17 protein-coding genes are annotated in these 20,083 nt (G+C 49.9%); 16 read left to right on the top strand and 1 reads right to left on the bottom strand.

Annotated elements, in window-relative coordinates; all coding sequences use genetic code 11:
- Positions 1-13 precede the first annotated feature (13 nt).
- The 4 genes from A3844_RS02485 (at position 14) to A3844_RS02470 (ending at position 3,891) form a co-directional block, all read left to right on the top strand.
- On the top strand, positions 14-874 hold the full coding sequence (locus A3844_RS02485) for a DegV family protein (protein ID WP_074088606.1): 861 nt from the start codon (positions 14-16) through the stop codon (positions 872-874).
- 13 nt (positions 875-887) lie between these two features.
- Positions 888-2,939, top strand: coding sequence for an ATP-dependent DNA helicase RecG (gene recG / locus A3844_RS02480; protein ID WP_074106500.1), 2,052 nt, complete (start codon positions 888-890; stop codon positions 2,937-2,939).
- Positions 2,940-3,011: 72 nt separating this feature from the next.
- Positions 3,012-3,299, top strand: a complete 288-nt coding sequence (locus tag A3844_RS02475) for a stage VI sporulation protein F (protein ID WP_074088608.1) — start codon at positions 3,012-3,014, stop codon at positions 3,297-3,299.
- 196 nt (positions 3,300-3,495) lie between these two features.
- The gene (locus A3844_RS02470; protein ID WP_244169664.1) at positions 3,496-3,891 is read left to right on the top strand and encodes a DUF2500 domain-containing protein; all 396 of its coding nucleotides are present in this window, start codon (positions 3,496-3,498) and stop codon (positions 3,889-3,891) included.
- 101 nt (positions 3,892-3,992) lie between these two features.
- Here the strand turns inward: A3844_RS02470 and A3844_RS02465 are convergent, their stop codons facing one another.
- A complete protein-coding gene (locus A3844_RS02465) occupies positions 3,993-4,925 on the bottom strand; it encodes a C40 family peptidase (RefSeq protein WP_244169663.1) in 933 nt (310 codons plus the stop codon).
- Between the two features lie 323 nt (positions 4,926-5,248).
- Between A3844_RS02465 and A3844_RS02460 the strand changes: the two genes are divergently transcribed.
- The 12 genes from A3844_RS02460 to A3844_RS02405 all read left to right on the top strand — a co-directional run bounded on the left by A3844_RS02460 (position 5,249) and on the right by A3844_RS02405 (position 19,925).
- Positions 5,249-6,289 carry an ABC transporter substrate-binding protein gene (locus A3844_RS02460; RefSeq protein ID WP_074106498.1) on the top strand — a complete coding sequence of 347 codons (1,041 nt, stop codon included), beginning with the start codon at positions 5,249-5,251 and terminating at the stop codon, positions 6,287-6,289.
- Between the two features lie 70 nt (positions 6,290-6,359).
- Positions 6,360-7,286: an ABC transporter permease gene (locus A3844_RS02455; protein ID WP_074088611.1), complete on the top strand. Its 927-nt coding sequence runs from the start codon at positions 6,360-6,362 to the stop codon at positions 7,284-7,286.
- On the top strand, positions 7,273-8,067 hold the full coding sequence (locus tag A3844_RS02450) for an ABC transporter ATP-binding protein (RefSeq protein WP_074106497.1): 795 nt from the start codon (positions 7,273-7,275) through the stop codon (positions 8,065-8,067). Before A3844_RS02455 ends, A3844_RS02450 begins: the two co-directional genes overlap by 14 nt.
- 166 nt (positions 8,068-8,233) lie before the next feature.
- Positions 8,234-10,027 carry a sensor histidine kinase gene (locus A3844_RS02445; RefSeq protein WP_083606659.1) on the top strand — a complete coding sequence of 598 codons (1,794 nt, stop codon included), beginning with the start codon at positions 8,234-8,236 and terminating at the stop codon, positions 10,025-10,027.
- On the top strand, positions 10,002-11,561 hold the full coding sequence (locus A3844_RS02440; protein WP_074106496.1) for a response regulator: 1,560 nt from the start codon (positions 10,002-10,004) through the stop codon (positions 11,559-11,561). Before A3844_RS02445 ends, A3844_RS02440 begins: the two co-directional genes overlap by 26 nt.
- 148 nt (positions 11,562-11,709) lie before the next feature.
- Entirely contained in the window at positions 11,710-13,035 is a 1,326-nt protein-coding gene (locus tag A3844_RS02435) for an ABC transporter substrate-binding protein (RefSeq protein WP_074103238.1), read from the top strand.
- 107 nt (positions 13,036-13,142) lie between these two features.
- On the top strand, positions 13,143-14,039 hold the full coding sequence (locus tag A3844_RS02430) for a carbohydrate ABC transporter permease (RefSeq protein WP_074088690.1): 897 nt from the start codon (positions 13,143-13,145) through the stop codon (positions 14,037-14,039).
- 3 nt (positions 14,040-14,042) lie between these two features.
- Positions 14,043-14,882: a carbohydrate ABC transporter permease gene (locus A3844_RS02425; protein ID WP_074088616.1), complete on the top strand. Its 840-nt coding sequence runs from the start codon at positions 14,043-14,045 to the stop codon at positions 14,880-14,882.
- Positions 14,883-15,024: 142 nt separating this feature from the next.
- On the top strand, positions 15,025-15,816 hold the full coding sequence (locus tag A3844_RS02420) for an SDR family oxidoreductase (RefSeq protein WP_074103237.1): 792 nt from the start codon (positions 15,025-15,027) through the stop codon (positions 15,814-15,816).
- A gap of 259 nt (positions 15,817-16,075) precedes the next feature.
- On the top strand, positions 16,076-16,798 hold the full coding sequence (locus A3844_RS02415) for an MgtC/SapB family protein (RefSeq protein ID WP_074088691.1): 723 nt from the start codon (positions 16,076-16,078) through the stop codon (positions 16,796-16,798).
- Between the two features lie 83 nt (positions 16,799-16,881).
- A complete protein-coding gene (locus A3844_RS02410) occupies positions 16,882-17,871 on the top strand; it encodes an aldose 1-epimerase (RefSeq protein WP_074106495.1) in 990 nt (329 codons plus the stop codon).
- Between the two features lie 245 nt (positions 17,872-18,116).
- On the top strand, positions 18,117-19,925 hold the full coding sequence (locus A3844_RS02405) for an LTA synthase family protein (protein WP_083606646.1): 1,809 nt from the start codon (positions 18,117-18,119) through the stop codon (positions 19,923-19,925).
- Positions 19,926-20,083 lie beyond the last annotated feature (158 nt).

The raw sequence follows: 20,083 nt of genomic DNA, 5'->3' as shown, positions 1-20,083 counted from the left end.
GGGGAGGAAATCCATGAATCGTACCGTAATTGTCACCGACAGCACTTCCGATATCCCGCCGTCCATGGCGGAAGCGTATGGGATTGAGGTTGTTCCTTTGACCCTGATGTTCGGCGGGGAGGCATTCCGGGATAATGTGGATATGACGCCGGAGCAATTCTACGAACGCCTTCCCCGTTCATCGCAGCTTCCGACCACTTCTCAACCATCGCCGGTTGAGTATATGAACGTGTACCGGGGGATTCAGGAACGTGTACCGGGTGGCCGGATTCTATCGTTTCATATTTCCTCCGGTCTTAGCGGTACGTATCAATCGGCTGTTCTGGCTAAATCCATGCTGGAAGAAGAAGGAGAATCCATTACTGTAGTCGATTCTCTCTCCGCTTCCTATGGATTCGGATTTATGGTGGTTGAGGCAGCGAGACTGGCTGCACAGGGCCATAGCCCGGAAGATATTCTGACAAGAGTGGAGAATCTCCGCCAATCCCGCAAGCTGTATTTTCTGGTCGATACACTGGAATATCTGCAAAAGGGCGGCAGAATCGGCAAAGCCTCCGCATTTCTGGGGACACTGCTTAACATCAAGCCGATCTTGTCCATTGATGCGGAAGGAATTATCTATGCAGTCGAGAAGGTAAGAGGCCGTAAGAAGGCTGTAGCCCGCATGATCGAGCTGTTCAAAAAGGATCTGCCGGGTGTGGACAAAATCAACGTGGCCGTGGGTCATACGGCTGAACCGGCTTCCGGCGAAGAGTTCCTTAAGGAATTGGCCGGACACTTCACCCTGGAAGAGAAAGTGCTGACCAATGTGGGTCCTGTGGTAGGGAGCCATGTCGGCAACGGTACCTTAGCCGTTTTCATTTGGCCCGCGTAAATAGGGGATGAATATGGGACTATCTTTGGATTCAATCGAAGTGAAACAAATAAATGGCGTGAGCGCTCAAAAGCAAAATGAGCTTCACGCCTTTGGCGTCTTTACGGTGAAGGATTTGCTGGAGTATTATCCATTCCGCTATGATGATTTCCGCCCCCGCTCTCTGAGTGAGATCAAACACGGCGACAAGGCTACTCTGGTCGCTAAGGTTATTGGCATCCCTGTCCTGCAGCGTTTTGGGGGCAAATCCCGTCTGAGCTGCAAAATGGTTGCTGAGCCTTGGATGTTTACAGCTACTTGGTTCAACCAGCATTATGTGCGTGAGCAGCTGACAGTGGGGCGTGAAATCGTAATTACCGGTAAATGGGACCAGAAGCGAAATGCGATTACTGTAACCGATTATGAATTTACTGACCGGGGAGAAGGCAAAATAGGCACCCTACAGCCGGTCTATTCCGTGGGGGGCAAGATTACGCAGTCTTGGATACGCAAGATGATTCATCAGGGACTGCAGCAGTATGGGGAGCTTATTCCAGAAATTCTCCCGCATACGATCATACGGAAATATGATTTCATGTCCCGTAAACGGGCAATCGCCACCATCCATCAGCCAGAGGATACACGTGAAGGCCAGCAAGGGCGGCGGCGGATGGTATATGAAGAACTGTTTCTGTTCCAGCTTAAGGTTCAGGCCTTCAGGGTGCTAAACCGCGGCAGAATGGATGGAGTGGTGCATACGGTGGACAACGCCACAGTCCGGCAGTTTGTCCGCAGTCTGCCGTTTGAGCTGACGGATGCACAGAAGCATGTGGAGCTGGAAATCCTCCAGGACATGCGTTCGAAGTCTTGTATGAACCGGCTTTTACAGGGAGATGTGGGCTCCGGCAAAACCGTTCTTGCGGCAATCGCCCTGTATGCCACCGTGAAATCCGGATATCAGGGGGCACTGATGGTCCCTACTGAGATTCTCGCGGAGCAGCATATGCGCTCACTCACCAAGATGTTTGAGCCATTTGGGATAACGGTGGGGCTTCTGACAGGAAGTGTGAGCGGACGTAAACGGAAGGATCTGCTGGCCTCGCTGCAAATGGGTATGCTCGATATTGTGGTAGGCACCCATGCCTTGATACAGGAAGATGTTTTCTTCCGTGGGCTGGGGATGGTGGTCACGGATGAGCAGCACCGTTTTGGCGTCAACCAGCGCAGTATTCTGCGCCGCAAAGGCTACAATCCGGATGTGTTGACGATGACGGCAACGCCCATTCCTCGTACGCTTGCGATTACTGTCTTCGGCGATATGGATGTGTCCACACTTTCTGAGCGTCCTAAAGGACGTGTACCGATCACGACCTATTGGGTGAAACCTGATCTGATGGAGCGGGTATTGAAGCTGGTCAGCCGTGAGATCGATCAGGGCAGGCAGGCTTATCTGATCTGTCCATTGATTGAGGAATCGGAAAAGCTGGACGTGCAGAACGCGATTGATCTGCATATTCAAATGTCGCAGTCGTTTCCAAATTATAAGGTCGGTCTGCTGCACGGCCGGATGACACCTGGTGAAAAGGACGAAGTCATGCGGGCCTTCTATAGTAATGAGGTTCAGCTGCTGGTCTCCACAACGGTTGTAGAGGTCGGTGTCGATGTGCCCAATGCCACACTAATGATCATTATGGACGCAGACCGCTTTGGACTGTCTCAGCTGCATCAGTTGCGCGGCCGGGTGGGGCGGGGCCAGCATGCATCCTTCTGCGTGCTTGTAGCGGATCCGAAATCTGAAATCGGACGTGAGCGTATGACGGCGATGACGGATACAGATGATGGTTTTGAGGTGTCACGAAGAGATCTGGAGCTGCGCGGTCCGGGTGACTTCTTTGGAACCAAGCAGAGCGGGCTGCCAGAGTTCAGACTGGCTGACATGACCGCCGACTTTGAGGTGCTGGAGCAAGCCAGGGATGATGCTGCCGGATTGCTGAAGGAAACGGATTTCTGGACCTCGACCGACTATACGGCACTGCGCAGCTACTTGCAGAATGAGCAGATTTTTCAAGGGGACTTAATAGATTAATTTAATTAGGCACATGTGTCACCTTACTCTCATATACTGTGAATGATTGGAATATGACAGGAGGTGCTGCGCGTGGGCTATCAGCAATTTGGAATCAGTCCCCAGCTGGTGGATCGCATCAAGCTGAAGATGAAAAATCCGGCTGTTAAAGAACGAATTAAGAATATGATCAACGGAGTTTCCAAGCAAGAGCTTCAGGATACTGCGGTGGTGCGCAGACTGGTGCGAAATGCTTCGGCAGTAATGGGGGAGAAGTTGACTTCAACCCAGGAAGATCAAATTGTAAAATTTGTAATTGCCCAGAAGATCGACCCCAATAATACGTTTCATCTGATCCGGCTATGGGGGATGTTTCGGTAGAACCTCTCATTTTGGAACAACAGTATGAATCATCAGGTATTACCTTAAAACGCGTTCACGCTGTATTTAGCGGTAACGCGTTTTTGCTTGAAATCTGGCTTAGTAGACAGGAAATAATGAAACCAGACTAGCTATACTGCGTAAATCGTAGTAAAACAGACCTTTTAAGATAAATTTGCGAAGGAAGTGATACATTTTGGATGGATGGAGCAGTTTTGGCGCTTTTGATGATTTTCAGCAGCGCAGCGGATTTCAGAGTTTTATTCAGGAAATGCCTTTGTTCATGAAGCTTATGTTTATATTGATCATAGGAGTTTTTGTCTTTGTTATCTTCAAATCACTGAAGGCTTGGTCAACTAACAACGCAAGTCCGCTGCTCTCCGTACAAGCCGCAGCCGTCACGAAACGTACTGAGGTATGGGGAGGCTCGGGTGATTCCAGCGCAAACACCAGGTATTATGTCACTTTTCAATTTCAAGATGGCAACCGTGTGGAGCTGATAGTGCCCAGCCAGGAGTTCGGGTTGATTGTCGAGGGGGATAAGGGCCAGCTTAGCTATCAGGGAACCCGGTTCAAAGGTTTTGTCCGTTAGACCTGGGACTCAGTCGGCATAAAAAATGCAAGGGATCTTGGGCCTCGGCTGTCCGAAGGCCTGATCTCCTTGCATCTTGTTGGGTACCCAGCTGCTGCCGGTTAGAGAACTCTCTGCATATGAAGCATGACATGGCTCCAATAGCCGCTGTCCAGATCACTGATCTGGACCCCCGGATCACCCCAGGTATGAATAAATTTGCCGTCTCCGATGTAGATACCGACATGTCCCGGAACCGCATCACTCGCAAAGCGTCCGGGGACTGTGAAGAAAATCAGGTCTCCAACCTCAAGCTCGCTGCGGCTTACCCGTCTGCCCAGATTGTCCTGGTCCTTAGCTAAACGGGGAAGGTCGACTCCGAATTTCTTGAAGACATGACGGGTGAATGAAGAGCAGTCGAACCGCTTGGTTTCCTCGTAAGGCCCTGCGCCGAATTCATACGGGACACCCAGGAACTTTTTGGCATAGGCAACAAGCTCTCTGCTGTCTGTTGCGGACAGGCTTTGAATACGCAATGGTTTTGCTTCCTCGGTATTACTGGTTCCTGCAGTGTCCACCTTATTAGAGGGGGGAGCCACGTTAATCTCGCCGGTACGTGGATTCCACCCTACTTCGGTCTGCAGCAGCTTGGATAGTGAAGTAGGTGTGATATAAATTTGACCGTTTCGGCGTACCGGAGCATCCGGCAACTTTATCTTTTGTCCCAAGGAGAATACTTGCGTAGAATCTGGATGCAGCATGTACATTACATCGGTATAGCCGATTTTGGCATAACCCCCGCTGGAGGTATCATCCTTCATCCGGTAACCGATCGAAGAGGCCGCTGGTTTCAGAGGAATCCAGTATTTACCGTGGCTGTCGGTGAATGAAGCTTTTTCATAGTAACTGCCTGAAAGTGATCCTGCAGGTGTTACAGTATTGACCTTTGGTTTCTGATCGCTTGTGCTGTAGCTGCAAGCAGTATTAGCTATAATGGCTATAGACAGCAAAGCTGCTGCAGCAATCGATTTTGCGGGTCTGTTTGTTGTCATCATGTCACGCTCCATGTTCAAACTGTAATTTAAGTTTGTGCAGGGAGCGTTTTTTTATGTAGGGAGGGATAAAGGGAATCAATGTCAAGATCAAACGGAGAAGCCGAACCTTATTTAACCACGGAGTAATATTGTAAAAAATGGTCATGTCATAAGTGATTGACGGAAAATGAACCTTTATATAAGATAAGCTTATTATATTTACGTTTTAGATGCGGGTTTCGCGGCAGCTTATGCTTTAATGCTTTTAAAGATAAAAGCACTACTGCTGAGTCGCTACCATTGAGGCACGCGCTGAATCCGTAAAAAGAAGAGGGGTATATAGGATGAAAACAAAAAAATTATGGCTCGGCCTAAGTCTATGTGCAATGCTGGCGGTTACTGCCTGCGGGACTAACAATAATAAAGGTGCGGATTCAGGAAGTACGAATTCAGGAAAAGCAGATTCCAAAACTTACAAAATAGCGATCTCCCAGTATGTCGAGCATCCTTCTCTGGATGCTACCCGGGAAGGATTCCTGGCCGCACTGAAGGATGCCGGAATCGTAGAGGGCAAGAATCTGAAGGTTGACCTGGAGAACGCCCAGGCAGACTCGTCCAATAACCTGTCAATCGCCCAGAAGATTGCGGCAGACAAGAATGACCTCGTGCTGGGGATCGCAACTCCTTCTGCACAGGCTGTAGTTCAGGCAGAAGGCAAGGATACACCCATCCTGTTCGCAGCGGTTACCGACCCGCTAGACGCGAAGATTGTCAAGGATCTCGATCATCCCGGGGGGAATGTATCCGGGGCATCAGACACCAACCCTGAGGCAATCACAAGACTGATGACTTTTATTGCCGAACAGTTCCCGAATGTCAAAAAGCTGGGCCTCATTATTAATGAAGGGGAACCTAATGCTGTGGTTATGGCTAACATTGCCAAGACCGAGCTGGACAAGCATGGCATCGAGCTGGTTAAAGCGGCAATTACCAACACCTCTGAAGTGAAACAGGCGGCAGAATCGCTTGTTGGCCGTGTGGATGCCTTGTACATCACACTGGACAACTCGGTAGTAAGCGCTGTGGACACGATCATTCAGACTGCTAATGACAACAAAATTCCATTTTTCTCCGCTGACCGTGATACGGTGGAGAAGGGGGCTTTTGCAACCGTGGGCTTCAAATATTATGACCATGGCTACCAGGTAGGACATATGGCTGTGGAAGTGTTGAAGAATGGCAAGAATCCGGGAGACATGAAGGTAACGATGCAAGAGAAGCTGGACCTTATTCTGAACCTAAAAGCTGCAGCAGCACAGGGGATAGAAGTTACGGATGCTATGAAGGCTAAAGTCTCGGATCCGGATACAAATATTATTCAATAAATGGTAGATATATCAATGGGGGGACTCCGGCACAGGACCACCCCTTGCCGTTTGAGGGAGGAAGTCAGCGATGTTTGATTCAATCATTGGAGCCGTGGAAATGGGCTTGTTATATGCTTTTATGGCTCTAGGTGTATATATTACATTCCGTATTCTTGATTTTCCGGATTTGACTGTGGATGGCAGCTTCACAACGGGGGGAGCCATTGCCGCAGTAATGATTACGCACGGCTACTCGCCATGGCTGGCCACTATATGTGCACTTGGAGGCGGTATGGCAGCAGGGATGTGTACCGGACTTCTGCATACGAAGGGGAAGATCAACGGACTCTTGTCCGGAATATTAATGATGATCGCACTGTATTCCATTAATTTGCGGATTCTGGATAAACCTAACGTTTCGATCATGGGTGAGGATTCTTTATTTACCTCCATTAATCCGCTTCTGGTCATGCCCATTGTGATGATTGCGGTAAAAATCCTGATGGATCTGTTTCTGCATACCGATCTGGGGCTTGCTCTCCGGGCCACTGGCGACAACTCCCGAATGATTCGAAGCTTCGGGGTGAATACGGATAGCACCACTATCCTTGGCATCAGCCTGGCTAATGGAATGGTGGCGCTCTCGGGTGCGCTGATAGCCCAATACTCTGCATTTGCTGATTCTACTATGGGTATTGGAATGATCGTCATTGGACTTGCTTCGGTTATTATCGGCGAGGCTATCTTTGGAGCCGGAAATGTATTCCGGGCAACCCTTGCAGTAATTCTGGGTTCTATCGTCTATCGTATTGTTGTAGCGCTGGCACTTCGGGTTCCCTGGCTGAAGGCTTCGGATCTTAAATTGATCACTGCGATCATTGTCATTATTGCACTGGTGTTCCCTTCGGTTCAACGTTTCATGAAGCAGAAGAGAATCGCGCGCAGACGCAGTGCTGAACTTGTGCATGAGGCGCTGGGCAACAAGAATGGGGGGGCAGCCGATGCTAAAGCTTAATAGGGTATCCAAGCTGTTCAATCCGGGCACCCCGGATGAAAAAATAGCGCTGCTCGGTATTGATCTTGAGCTCCGCAGTGGTGACTTTGTGACTGTGATCGGCAGCAACGGTGCAGGCAAGTCCACACTCATGAATGTCATCTCCGGTGTGATGAAACCCGATCTTGGGGAAGTACGCATTGAGGGGAGCCCGATCAGCGCACTGCCAGAGTTCCAGCGGGCCCGCTGGATTGGCCGGGTATTTCAGGACCCTATGGCCGGTACGGCACCGCATATGACGATCGAAGAGAATCTGGCGATTGCCTACAAAAGAGGCCAGGGCCGCAGAATGTCCTTCGGAGTCTCGGCTGCACGGCGGACCCTGTTTCGTGAACAACTGAGCCGGCTTGGCATTGGCCTGGAGAACCGGCTGAGAGCCAAGGTAGGACTGCTCTCCGGCGGAGAGCGGCAGGCACTTAGCCTGCTCATGGCGACCTTCACACATCCGCAGATTCTGCTTCTGGACGAGCATACGGCTGCACTAGACCCTGCACGAGCCGAATTAATCACTGGGCTGACCAAGTCTATTGTCCGCGAGCTGAACCTGACAACACTTATGGTTACCCATAACATGGAGCAGGCTATTCGTCTCGGCAATCGGCTGATCATGATGGACAAGGGCAGCATCATCCTTGATATTGATGAGGACCGCAAGCAGGATCTGACCGTAGAGCGGCTTCTCGGTGAATTTGAGGCCATCAGCGGACATAAGCTGGCGGATGACCGGATGATGTTAGGATAGACGCGACGCGCTGAGTATGCAATGAGTAAACCGAAACTTGGAATTCAGTCAAATGTGACTGGATTTCCAAGTTTTTTTGGTTTATATTTCCATGGGAGGAACTTTCGATTAATATATAATGAAGTATAGGTTTTACATCTAAAGAGAAAGCAGAGTGAGACGCATGATGTTTTACAAAAATAAGAGCGCTTTCAAAAACTCGGGAATCTTTAGCAAGATGATCATGCTGATTTCGTTTTTACTGTTGCTGTCGTTTTTGTTCTCTCTGATCTTCCTGCAGTATGTGTATCGTATCTATGACCATCAAATTTATGAAAAAGCCTCTGAGGTGCTGGGCATGTCTTCGATCAGCATCGAAAACGAACTGAAAGAGCTGGAGCAGCTGTCTTTCACTGTCGTTTCGGATGAACAGATCCAGAATTGCCTGCGGCAATTATTGGATAATCCTTCCCCGTATCAAAGACAACTGCTCCACAACAAAATCATCAACCGGCTTGTGGCCTTTGCAGGTGCGGAGAAATATGTGTATTCGATGATGATGTTGGATGCGAATGATGGTGTGATGACGGCGGGCAACCGGGAAGGGCTGTCACAAGCTCTGCAGGACCAGCTCAAACCGCTCGCCATCGAAGGTGCAGGCAGTAATGTATGGTATACCCAGGGAAGTAAAAATTCACTTTTGGCAGTTAGGCAAATCAAATCGTACACAGGTTCCACCTTTACGCTAGACAATTTGGGGACACTTGTCATCCGTATCCGCGTCGAGCGGATTATTGCTGACAGCACCAGCACAGCAGAGGATGGAAGCCAGCTCATTGTAATGGATAAGGGTACCGGAGAGTCCATATACCCTGGAGATCCACTCCTGCTGCCGCAGGAACTGGCTGAGGAGGTGCGGCGTCAGGAATCCTACAGGACCGTCAGCTATAGCAAGGGCACCTATTTTGTAGCCAAAACGAACTCGTCGTATATGGACTGGACCTACGTTAATGCTACGCCGTTCAATGAAATGTTCAGGCAGATCACCTTTGTCAAAAGATTGGTTGTAGTCATCTTCGGCTGTATCCTGCTGCTGGGGCTGCTGCTGGGTTACCGGCTGGCACGAAGCATTGCCCGGCCCATCTCGAAACTGACCGAAAAGATGAGGCGGATTGAGAAGGGCGACCTGGACAATCTGGAGGAGCAGGCGTTAGGTTATGTCTCGCAGACTGCGCAGGATGAAGTAAGCCAATTGAACCGCACCTTCAAAATGATGATCCGCCGGATCCGGGAGCTCATCGATGAGAATTATGCCAAGCAGCTTGTGATTAGAGAAACAGAGTTGAAAGCGCTTCAAGCCCAGATTAACCCGCATTTTTTGTACAATACGCTGGAATCGATCAATTGGCTGGCGAAGGTCAACAAGCAGAAGCAAATATCTGAAATGGTTGAGGCGCTGGGCTTTCTGCTGCGGAGCTCAATCGGACTGAAAGACCCGCTAATATCCCTGGAAAAGGAGCTGAACATCGTCCGCAGCTATGTTATTATCCAGCGCACACGATTTGAGGAGCGTCTGGATTTCCGGCTGGATGTGCCTGATGACCTGCTGGATGCGCTGATTCCGAAGCTGACACTGCAGCCGCTGGTAGAAAATGCGATCCGGTATGCGCTGGAGCCGAATATTGAGCCGTGCCTTATTTCGATCTCAATCTCTATGACCGACAGCGGGCTGGATCTTAGGGTCAGTGACAACGGTCCGGGAATGACAGCGGAATTCATCCGCGAGCTGCAGCAGGGCAGAATTCAGACTCGTGGCGAGGGGATCGGGCTGGCAAACATCACAGAGCGTATTCAGATTATTTTTGGACAGGAATGGGGAACGGAAATAGAGAGTATACCTGGAGCCGGCACGACGATTCATGTACACATTCCGTATTGGAGAGGAGAAATCAGACATGTACAGATTGCTGCTGGTGGATGATGAACGCTTGATTCTGGAAGGGATCTCCCAAGTGGTGGATTGGGGGCTGGCAGGTACCGAGCTGGTGGGGACGGCACGCAACGGCATTGAGGCACTGGAACAAATCGGGAAGCTGGAACCAGACATTGTAATCACTGATATTTCCATGCCGGGCCTGGATGGGCTTGGGCTTGTGGACCGCTGCAGCGTACAGTATCCCGGGATAAAATTTGTAATGCTGACCGGGTATAAGGATTTTGATTATGCCTGCAGCGCCATGCAGCATGGAGTGAGGCATTACCTGCTGAAACCCTGCAATGAGAAGCAGATTCATGAGGCGTTGACCGAGCTTGTGCAGGAGCTGAATGAGGAGAGCCGCCGCGAGCAATTCGTCACCGAGATGAAGCATCGCCTCACCAAGGTGCTGCCGCATGTCAAAGCACAGTTTCTAAAGGAATGGATTTCCAATAAAACGTACGGGAGTCACGACCTGGATTATTATCAGGAGCTGTTCGGCATTGAGCTGGGCGGCAAAGGTGTCCGGCTCATCCTGTTCAGGCTGGAGGAGTCTGTTGAGTATGAGCATTTGTTCGCCCTGCAAAATATTGCCCAGGATATGCTAAGTGAGGTGCTTCTCTGTACGACAATTGGCTCCCAGTTGCTGATCCTGCTGGAACAGCCGGAAGAAGCGGACCCTCAGCATGATCTGCTGGAACGGATTGCTAGCGTGAAGGAGATCTTTTTTAACTTTTACAAAATCCATGTAACGATCGCTGTCAGTGATAAGGGACGGATGAGTGAGTCGCGTTGTCTGTACCGGCAGACGCTGCAGTGCATGAATCACCGGTTTTATCTTGAAGAAGGCAGTCTGATCACCGGAAGTGATATTCCCTCTGATGAGCTCAGCGGCCATGGCGAAATAGATCTGCAAGAGGAACAGATTTGCCTGCTGATCAAAGCCGGGGACCAACATGCTGTTGTGAACGAGCTGGGCCGCTTATTCGGCGTGCTTGCAGACCAGCGTTTGGAGATGAATGTGACGCGTTCCTATGTGCTTCAGCTGTACTCGGCGATGATCCGGTTATGCATTCCCGACGAGCGGAGCCGGTTTACTTCCGGGCTGGCAGAGCTGGCGGAACTCGGTACACTGGGGAGTCTAAAAGCTTTTGTCATGAATGCGGCAGAACGGCTTACCGCCATGTATGACCGTCATTTTGTGACCCGACAATCTGCGATTGTAGATAAAATGCTCCATATCATCGAGGCCGATTATCAGAACTCGGAGCTGTCGCTCGGCTCGGTGGCTGCTGAGATGCTCTATATGAATCCCGACTACCTCGGGAAAATATTCAAAAAAGTAACCGGTGAGAAGTTCTCCAACTATGTCACCAGCTACCGGATTGGCAAAGCCTCCGAGCATATTATCCGCAGCGGCGATGTGAAGGTATTTGAGCTGGCAGAGCTGTACGGATTTGGCGGCAATGCCCAATATTTCAGCCAGGTGTTCAAGAAGGTGACCGGGAAGACGCCGACGGATTTTATGAAGCCCCAGTAAGGAATAGAACACTTGAACCTGATTATTGAACAAAGATGACGGTTTTTTGTATTCAAGAAAGTGGCGGAATTTGAGAAAATTTAGTCATGGAAGCGTTACCAGTCCAACTGGACTTCCTACTCACTTTACGAAAAGGGGAGATATCCAATTGAAAAAGAGATTCGCATTATTGGCTGTTCCGATGCTGCTGTCCATGCTGGCCGGATGCGGCGGCAACAATAACAACACTCAGGATTCCGCTGCGGCCGACGCAGCAACCAACCAACCGGCGAAGGCAACGGCTGCCAGTTCTTCAGAACCTGTAACGCTGCGGATTGCCTGGTGGGGCAGCGATACGCGCCATTCGTATACCCAGCAGGTCATTGATATGTATGAAGCCCAGAATCCGAATGTGAAGATCGAACCGGAATACGCATCTTTTGATGATTACTGGAAAAAGCTTGCTCCCCAAGCTGCAGCTAACCGCCTCCCTGATATTGTACAAATGGACGTGTCCTACATTAATCAATACGGCTCTAACGGCCAGTTGGAGGATTTGACGCCCTACCTGAACAAGACGATCCAGGTGGGTGATGTGAATGAAAATGTACTCTCTACCGGAGTTATTGATAGCAAACAATACGGTATTCCACTGGGAGTTAACGTGCTTGGATTCCAATACGACCCTGCATTACTGAAGAAAGCCGGTGTAGACGCGATTCCTGAGAACTGGACCTGGGATCAGTACAAGGAGATTGCCATGAAAGCCAAAGACGCCGGACTTTTCATGGATTCCTCCATGGCTGCGGATATTTTCTTCAACTACTATCTGCGCACAAAGGGCCTGTCACTCTACAACACAGACGGCTCCGCACTGGGCTACGATGATGATGCACTGTTCAGAGACTTTTTCGGGATGACTTCCGATCTCATTGCCAAAGGTGCAGTGCCGTCACAAGACAAACTGAGCCAGAACAAAGGCGTTATCGAAGAATCGGACATCGTTAAAGGAACCGGAATCGGCATGTGGCAGTGGTCGAACCAGTATGTGGCCCTGCAAATCGCAGTGAACCGTCCAATGGAGCTGGCCCCAATGCCGGGTCCGGATATGGAAAAAGGCCTGTATATGCAGCCAAGCATGTACTGGTCAGTTACAGCGAACTCCAAGTCCAAGGAGGAAGCAGCCAAGTTTATCGATTTCTGGACCAACAATGCTGAGGCAAACAAGCTGATCAAAGGTGAACGCGGCGTACCGATTTCGAGCAAAATTAAGGAATCCCTCGCTACGGAATTAACAGATTCCGGTAAACAGGTGTTCAAGTTCGTAGCAGATATGGAGCCTAAAACTTCACCAATGAGTCCTCCTGTAGGTTCGCCTGAAGTGGTTGCCTTGCTGACCGACCTTGCAGAGCAAATGAACTTTGGCCAGATCAAACCGGATGCTGCTGCAGCACAGTTCCGCAAAGAAGCCAGCGAGATTCTGGCGAACCGCTAAAACGGTAGATACCATACTGTGAATTCTAACTAGATAGGAGTTGGAGAACGTTGGGCTTAAGCAATCCCCTTACCTCAAGTCCGCGGGCCTATAGAACGAAGAAACCGCTGGGCCACCGGTTGCGCAAGAATTTGACGGGTTATGCCTTTATCAGTCCATTCATCATCGGGTTCCTGTGCTTTACACTGGTGCCGATGGCTATATCCCTGTATCTGTCTTTTACCAAGTATAATCTCTTCGCCCCGCCGCGCTGGATCGGATTTGACAATTATACTAAAATGTTCACCGGCGATCCCAAATACCTGCATTCCCTTAAGGTTACGCTGCTGTATGTGTTCGTTGGTGTACCGCTCCGGCTGGGCTTCGCCTTGTTCGTAGCGATGATTCTGAATACCAAGTCCCGGATGGTGGGCGCTTACCGTACAGTGTATTATCTGCCTTCCATCATCGGGGGCAGTGTGGCAGTCTCCATCATGTGGCGCAATATTTTTAGTGACACCGGAATTATCAACGGCATGCTTGGCTTCTTCGGCCTGGGACCTGTCAGCTGGTTCGGCAATCCCAATGCCGCACTATTCATGCTGATAACGTTATCGGTCTGGCAGTTCGGTTCATCGATGCTGATTTTCCTTGCCGGTCTAAAGAATATCTCAGGTGAGATGTATGAAGCAGCGAGTGTGGACGGGGCAAGCTTTTTCCGTAAATTCTTCAAAATCACTCTGCCGCTGCTAAGTTCAGTTATCTTGTTCAATATGGTTATGCAGACCATCAGTGCATTCATGACCTTTGTGCCTGCTTATATCATCTCCAAAGGCGAGGGCGGCCCAATGGACGGTACGATGCTCTATTCCCTGTATTTGTTCCGCCAGGCCTTCATGTTCAACAACATGGGGTATGCCTCGGCTATGGCTTGGGTGATGCTGCTGCTGGTAGGTATTATGACAGGCATTCTGTTCAAAACATCCAAATCATGGGTCTTCTATGAATCGGGAGGGGGAAAGTGAGCCATGGTGAAAAATAAAATCAAATGGCCAATCTACCACATTCTGATCGGCGGACTCGCTATTATCATGCTGTACCCGATTCTGTGGATGGTCCTGAGCTCCTTTAAGGAAAGCCGTCTGGTATTTGTTACCGCACAGACCCTGCTGCCGCATCCCTGGGAATGGGGCAATTACGCCAAAGGCTGGGAAGGCGTAGCCGGTTACTCCTTTGGAGTGTTCATCAAGAACTCTTTTGTGATTGTTATCGTCGCCACAATTGGTGCCGTATTCTCTTCGTCACTGGTAGCGTTCGGCTTCGCCCGCAACAAATTTGCCGGACATGGCCTTTGGTTCGGGATCATGATGATGACCCTGATGCTGCCGGCTGACGTGGTGCTGGTTCCGCAATATATTATTTATACCAAGCTGAATTGGCTGGACAGCATCCGGCCGATCGTAATTCCACAGTTCTTCGGGGTTCCATTCTTCATCTTCCTGATGCTGCAGTTCATCCGCACAATTCCCGCAGAGCTGGATGAAGCAGCGACAATTGACGGCTGCGGCAAGTTCAGACTTTATTACAAAATCATCCTGCCGCTGATCCGACCATCGATGGCAACAGCAGCGATCTTCTCCTTCTACTGGCGCTGGGAGGATCTGCTGGGGCCTGTGCTCTACCTGAATTCACCTTCCAAGTACACAGTGTCCATGGGCCTCAAAATGTTCCTGGACAGTGAGTCCGTATCCAACTGGGGCCCGATGTTCGCCATGTCCGTACTGAGTCTCACACCGGTTATGCTGATCTTCTTCATTTTCCAGAAGCAGATTGTGGATGGCATCAGCACAAGTGGTCTCAAGGGCTAAGCATGTGATGGGGAAAGGGTGTGCTGAAGTGAAATGCAACGGGCAGCCCAGCCTTTTGCCGATTCACTCCCGGGTATGCGAGGTATAAGTTAGGGAAACAACTTAACTAGAATGCGTAATTACTTAGGGAGGGACATCAGGTATGGCAGAACAAAAGCTTCAAGGCAAGGTAGCCATTGTCAGCGGGGGCGGATCTGGCATCGGGCGGGCGTCCGTGCTGGAGTTTGCCCGGAACGGGGCGAAAATTGTGATGCTTGACCGTACGGTCGAGCATGCCGAAAAGGTGCGCCGGCAGGTGGAGGGAGAAGGCGGAGAAGCCGTAGTCATTGAATGTGACATTGCTGAACCGCAGCAGGTGGAAGAGGCGGTGAAGCAGGCCGCAGCCAAATGGGGCAGACTCGATATTGTCTTCGCCAACGCCGGTATTAATGGAGCGATGACACCGATTGAAACCATGGACATCGCATCTTGGGACCAGACTATGAACATTAACCTTCGGGGTACCTTTGCCACTGTCAAATATGCGATTCCTTACTTGAAAAAGAATGGCGGCAGCATATTGATCAACAGTTCCATTAACGGCAACCGTGTCTTTTCAAATATCGGCTTCTCAGCTTACAGTACTACCAAGGCGGGTCAAGTGGCTTTTATGAAGATGGCTGCGCTGGAGCTCGCGCAGTACAAAATACGTGTCAATGCGATATGCCCGGGTGCAATCACTACGAATATTGACGACAACACGTATCCATCCGAAGACCTGAAGGAAGTGCAGATCGCTGTGGAATTCCCGGACGGCGGAGAGCCACTGGAAAAAGGGCCAGGGCGTCCGGATCAGGTGGCTAAACTGGCGCTGTTTCTGGCTTCAGATGATTCCGATCACATTACCGGTACAGAAATCTTTTGTGATGGTGCCGAATCACTGCTGCACGGGTAACCTCTTCTAACCGATAATAAGCAAGCATACCTTTAATGAAGCAGTTGTCTGGAGAAACGGGTTCTGTCTTCTGCACTTGTACAGCCCTGCAGGCTGTAAGTATAGCAGAGTACAGCGATACCGTTTCTTCGTGTTTTAATGACGGGTCGCATAGGCGGCTATTCAGTAAAATATTTGGACGCCTGTATTAAAGATGGCGCAGGCGTTGCTGCTTAGGTATACTATTTTTATCGTCTTAGAAGAGAGGGCACTTATGAATATGGATCTTAATCTGCACATGGAATCGATTATCAAACTGCTTGTGGCCATGCTGTTCGGGCTGTTCATCGGGATTGACCGGCAATTAAAACAGAAACCGCTGGGGATCCGGACCAGTATGGTCATCAGTATCGCAAGCTGTCTGGTGACACTCGTCTCCATTCATGCTTACGACAAATTTGGCGGAACAGAGCATCCCAACATGGACCCGATGCGTCTTGCGGCACAGATTGTCAGCGGGATCGGGTTTCTCGGAGCAGGCGTAATTCTCCGGCGGGGCGGAGATGCGATTTCAGGCCTCACCTCCGCAGCGCTGATCTGGACGGCGTCCGGGATCGGAATCGCGGTCGGAGCAGGCTTTTATGTGGAAGCCGGGTATGCAGTCGTACTGCTGATGTTCGCTGTCAATGCTGTACCGCATCTAATCAAGGTTATTGGGCCTGAGGTGCTGAACAAGCACGAAATCTCTGTCAAAATCATCATGGAGCCTAATTATGTGCTGACAGATGTGATCCAGAAAATTGAAGAACGTCATGCGGTCGAATCCCGGAAGACGAAGAAGAACGGCAGGACGATCCGGCGAATGAAAATCAAGGATCTGGATGACGGAAGACAAATGATCGATATGCTCATTTCTGCTCCAGACCGTGAATACTCAACGGAAATCTATTATGACGTGAAGAAAATTGAGCATGTGATGAGCGTGGAAGTGGAACAGTTGTAAAAATGACATATTCCCTCCTGGGCAGATGTGGTAATCTATCTAGGAGAGCGTCATTTTGAGATTATGGAAGGGAGAAACACACAATGACAATTACAGCTTACGAAGGACTATATGAAGGAGAGGCTGCAGTCTGGCTAAAAGCAGGCCGGTATGAGGCAGCCATTCTGCCGGGTATTGGCGGCAATCTGATCTGCTTCCGCGATACCGAAAACGGTTACCGTTTCCTCCATGAACCAGGTGCGGATGAGATGGAAGCGTTCAAGGCGAACCCGGGAATTCACGGTATCCCAGTACTGTTTCCGCCGAACCGTTATGAGGACGGGGAGTTTCCGTGGAACGGACAAACCTATCATCTCCCGGTAAATGAAGCAACTACTCACAACCATCTGCACGGGTTCCTGCATACAGCGGCTTGGCAGGTAGAAGAATTCGGCAGCGGTATGAATGAGAGCTTCGTCACGGTATTCATTAAGGTCGATGAGAATCATCCATCCTATCAATACCTCCCGTTCAAATATACGGTCAAACTGCGCTATAGCCTTGGCGAAGCCGGCCTGTCCCAGCAACTCCTGGTGCATAATGATGGTGAGGAACTTATGCCCTGTCTGCTAGCCTTCCACACCGCGATTAACGCACCTTTTGCACCGGGAAGCACCCCTCACGATTACCGCGTGAAGCTGACCATCGGGAACCGCTGGGAGCTTAGCAACCGCATGCTGCCGACCGGATCCTTCCAGGAATTGACCTCAGATGAGATTGCTCTTCGCGACGAGGGCTTGTATCCTTTCTACGCACCAATGGACAATCATTACACCGCAGCCGCACAGAATGGACGCAACCGTATGGAGCTTACGGACAGCAAGGCTGGAGTCACACTCGTATACGATGTGGGTACTTCCTATAAGCAATGGATGATCTGGAACAATGGTGCAACCGAAGGGTTCTTCTGTCCGGAGCCGCAGATTAATCTGGTTAATGCTCCAAAGGTGGATCTTCCTGCAGATGATATCGGTTTGTTTGGCCTGGAGCCGGGCGAATATTGGGAAGAAACCAGCCGGATTTATGTAAAATAATTAGTACTCAACAACAGCTGAAATGCTGTTGTTGGAAGCCGAAGGCCGGTTTGTTTGTAGGTGGAAAATTATATAGAACCCAAAAATATGGACTTGGGTAAGCCGTCACGACGCACGAATGTCGTGGCGGCTTTTCCTGCGGAAATTAACAATTAATTTACATAGATTTAATTTTGTGAATATGCTTTAATGCTCCTTTAAGCTAAGAGGCGTATACTGTACGTTTAGTACAGATAGGAGTGAAAATGATGCGTTATGTTCTACCTTCCAAAAAATTGGGTGTTCTGCTGCTTAGCTTACTGCTGGGCGGTTTTGTACTGAACTTTTTTGTTCAAGCGGCTTCGCTGGATATGGATTTCTGGAGTGTGCTCCATTGGATCGGGAAGTCCTATTGGCTGTATGTAGGCGGAAGCTTGTTCTTTTTCTTTGTCCTGATGGCTTTTTCGTTGATATTGCCCAATCTATATATAGGCCCGGTAGTTGGATCACTCTTGATTCTTCTGCTGGGCATCGCCAATTACAAGAAGCAAGGGACGACAGGGGAGCCTCTATTCCCTTGGGATTTGATGCTGATGAAGAACGCCGGAGAAATGAGTAAGATCACCAAAGGCATGATTTCACCTTTTGCGGCAGGACTTGCACTTCTGGTGATCGCTGCAGGGGTGTGGCTGCTGTTTAAGCTTCCCAAGATCAAAGTTCAGTTGCCGCTGCGTTTGCTGCTCACTGCGGTGTCAGCGGGTATGGTTGCCGGCTTTATAGTGATGGTTAGCGGGCAAACTACGTTTGCTTCCTCGCTGAATTACCAGAATATTTTCTGGAACCAGAAGGTGAATTACTCCCAAAATGGCTTTGTGTTCGCATTCACAGGAAATCTCCGGCAGAATCTGCTGGAGGAACCGGAAGGCTATAGCCGCGGGACGATAGAAGCCATTGCTGCAAAATACGGCTCCTTGCCGGATACGACCGCTGCGCAAACTGTTGTGGAGCAGCCGAACATCATGTTCATGATGGATGAGGCGTTTTTTGATCCCACCCGGTTGCCAAGTCTTAAGTTAAGCGAAGATCCGCTGCCATTCATTCATCAGGAGGAGAGCGTGACCCCGGCAGGATATCTGCTCTCTCCTGAGTTCGGCGGCAATACAGCGAATGTGGAATTTGAAGCGCTGACGGGGATGTCGATGTATTTTCTGGGGGACGGGTCGATTCCTTACCAGCAGCGTATAGTCAAAATGTCCTCGTTGCCCTCCATCGTCAGCATCCTGAAGGACAGAGGTTATCAGACACTGGCATTGCATCCGTTTGATGAGACATTTTACAACCGGAACCGGGTGTACCCTGTACTCGGGTTTGACCGCTTTACGAGTGAGAAGGATTTACCGCTTGCAGAGCGGATAACTCCGGACGGCTATATTTCTGACAAAGCAGCTGTGCAGGAGGCTATCCGTGAACTGAAGGCTGCAGATGCTCCAACCTTTTTGCATATGGTGACCATGCAGAATCACTTTCCATTTACCAAAGGTCTGAACGGTCCGAATACCATTACTGTGCAAGGTGCTAAGGCTTCCTGGAAAGATGAGCTGGAAACGTATGTTCAGGATACCCGGCTGACCGATGAGGCATTATCTTATTTGCAGCAGGAGCTGAAGACGATTGAACGGCCGACCATTGCTGTGTTCTGGGGGGATCATCTTCCGGCGCTGTCGGCTGGAATCTATACGGATGCGGGCTGGGATCAGGAACCGCGGCTGAAGCATGAAACCAAGCTGATGATCCTTGCCAATTTTGATATCGGCCAGAAGCCTCTGGGAACGCTGAGCCCTGCCTACCTTGGACCCACTGTGTTCAACTTGTCAGGACAATCATTGCCGCCGTTCTATAAAATGCTGGAACAGGTACAGGCACAGCTAACCGGTCTAAGCAAAAGCGTGCTGATCGGCGCTTCGGACGGGATAACCACCGTGACATCTGTGCAGCAGTCGTTACTGGACGACTATCGTATGGTGGAGTATGATCTGTTGGAAGGAAAAGGGTATGCAGAGGATTTGATGTTCTGAATAGAAGAAATGTTCCAGGGAAATAATGCTCTTAAAGACGAGAACTCCGCTGTTATCGCGGGGTTCTTTTGTGTATTCTGTTGTCTGGGAAAGGGGATTTCTGGTACATCAATTGACGGAATCAGCATGTTGGACTTAACATATGAGGGTGGAAGCGA

The sequence above is a fragment of the Paenibacillus helianthi genome (genome assembly GCF_001909055.1).
Classification (GTDB): Bacteria; Bacillota; Bacilli; order Paenibacillales; family Paenibacillaceae; genus Paenibacillus_AQ; species Paenibacillus_AQ helianthi.
Note: the sequence above shows the minus strand (reverse complement) of the source record. Positions and strands in the feature narration are given on the sequence as shown.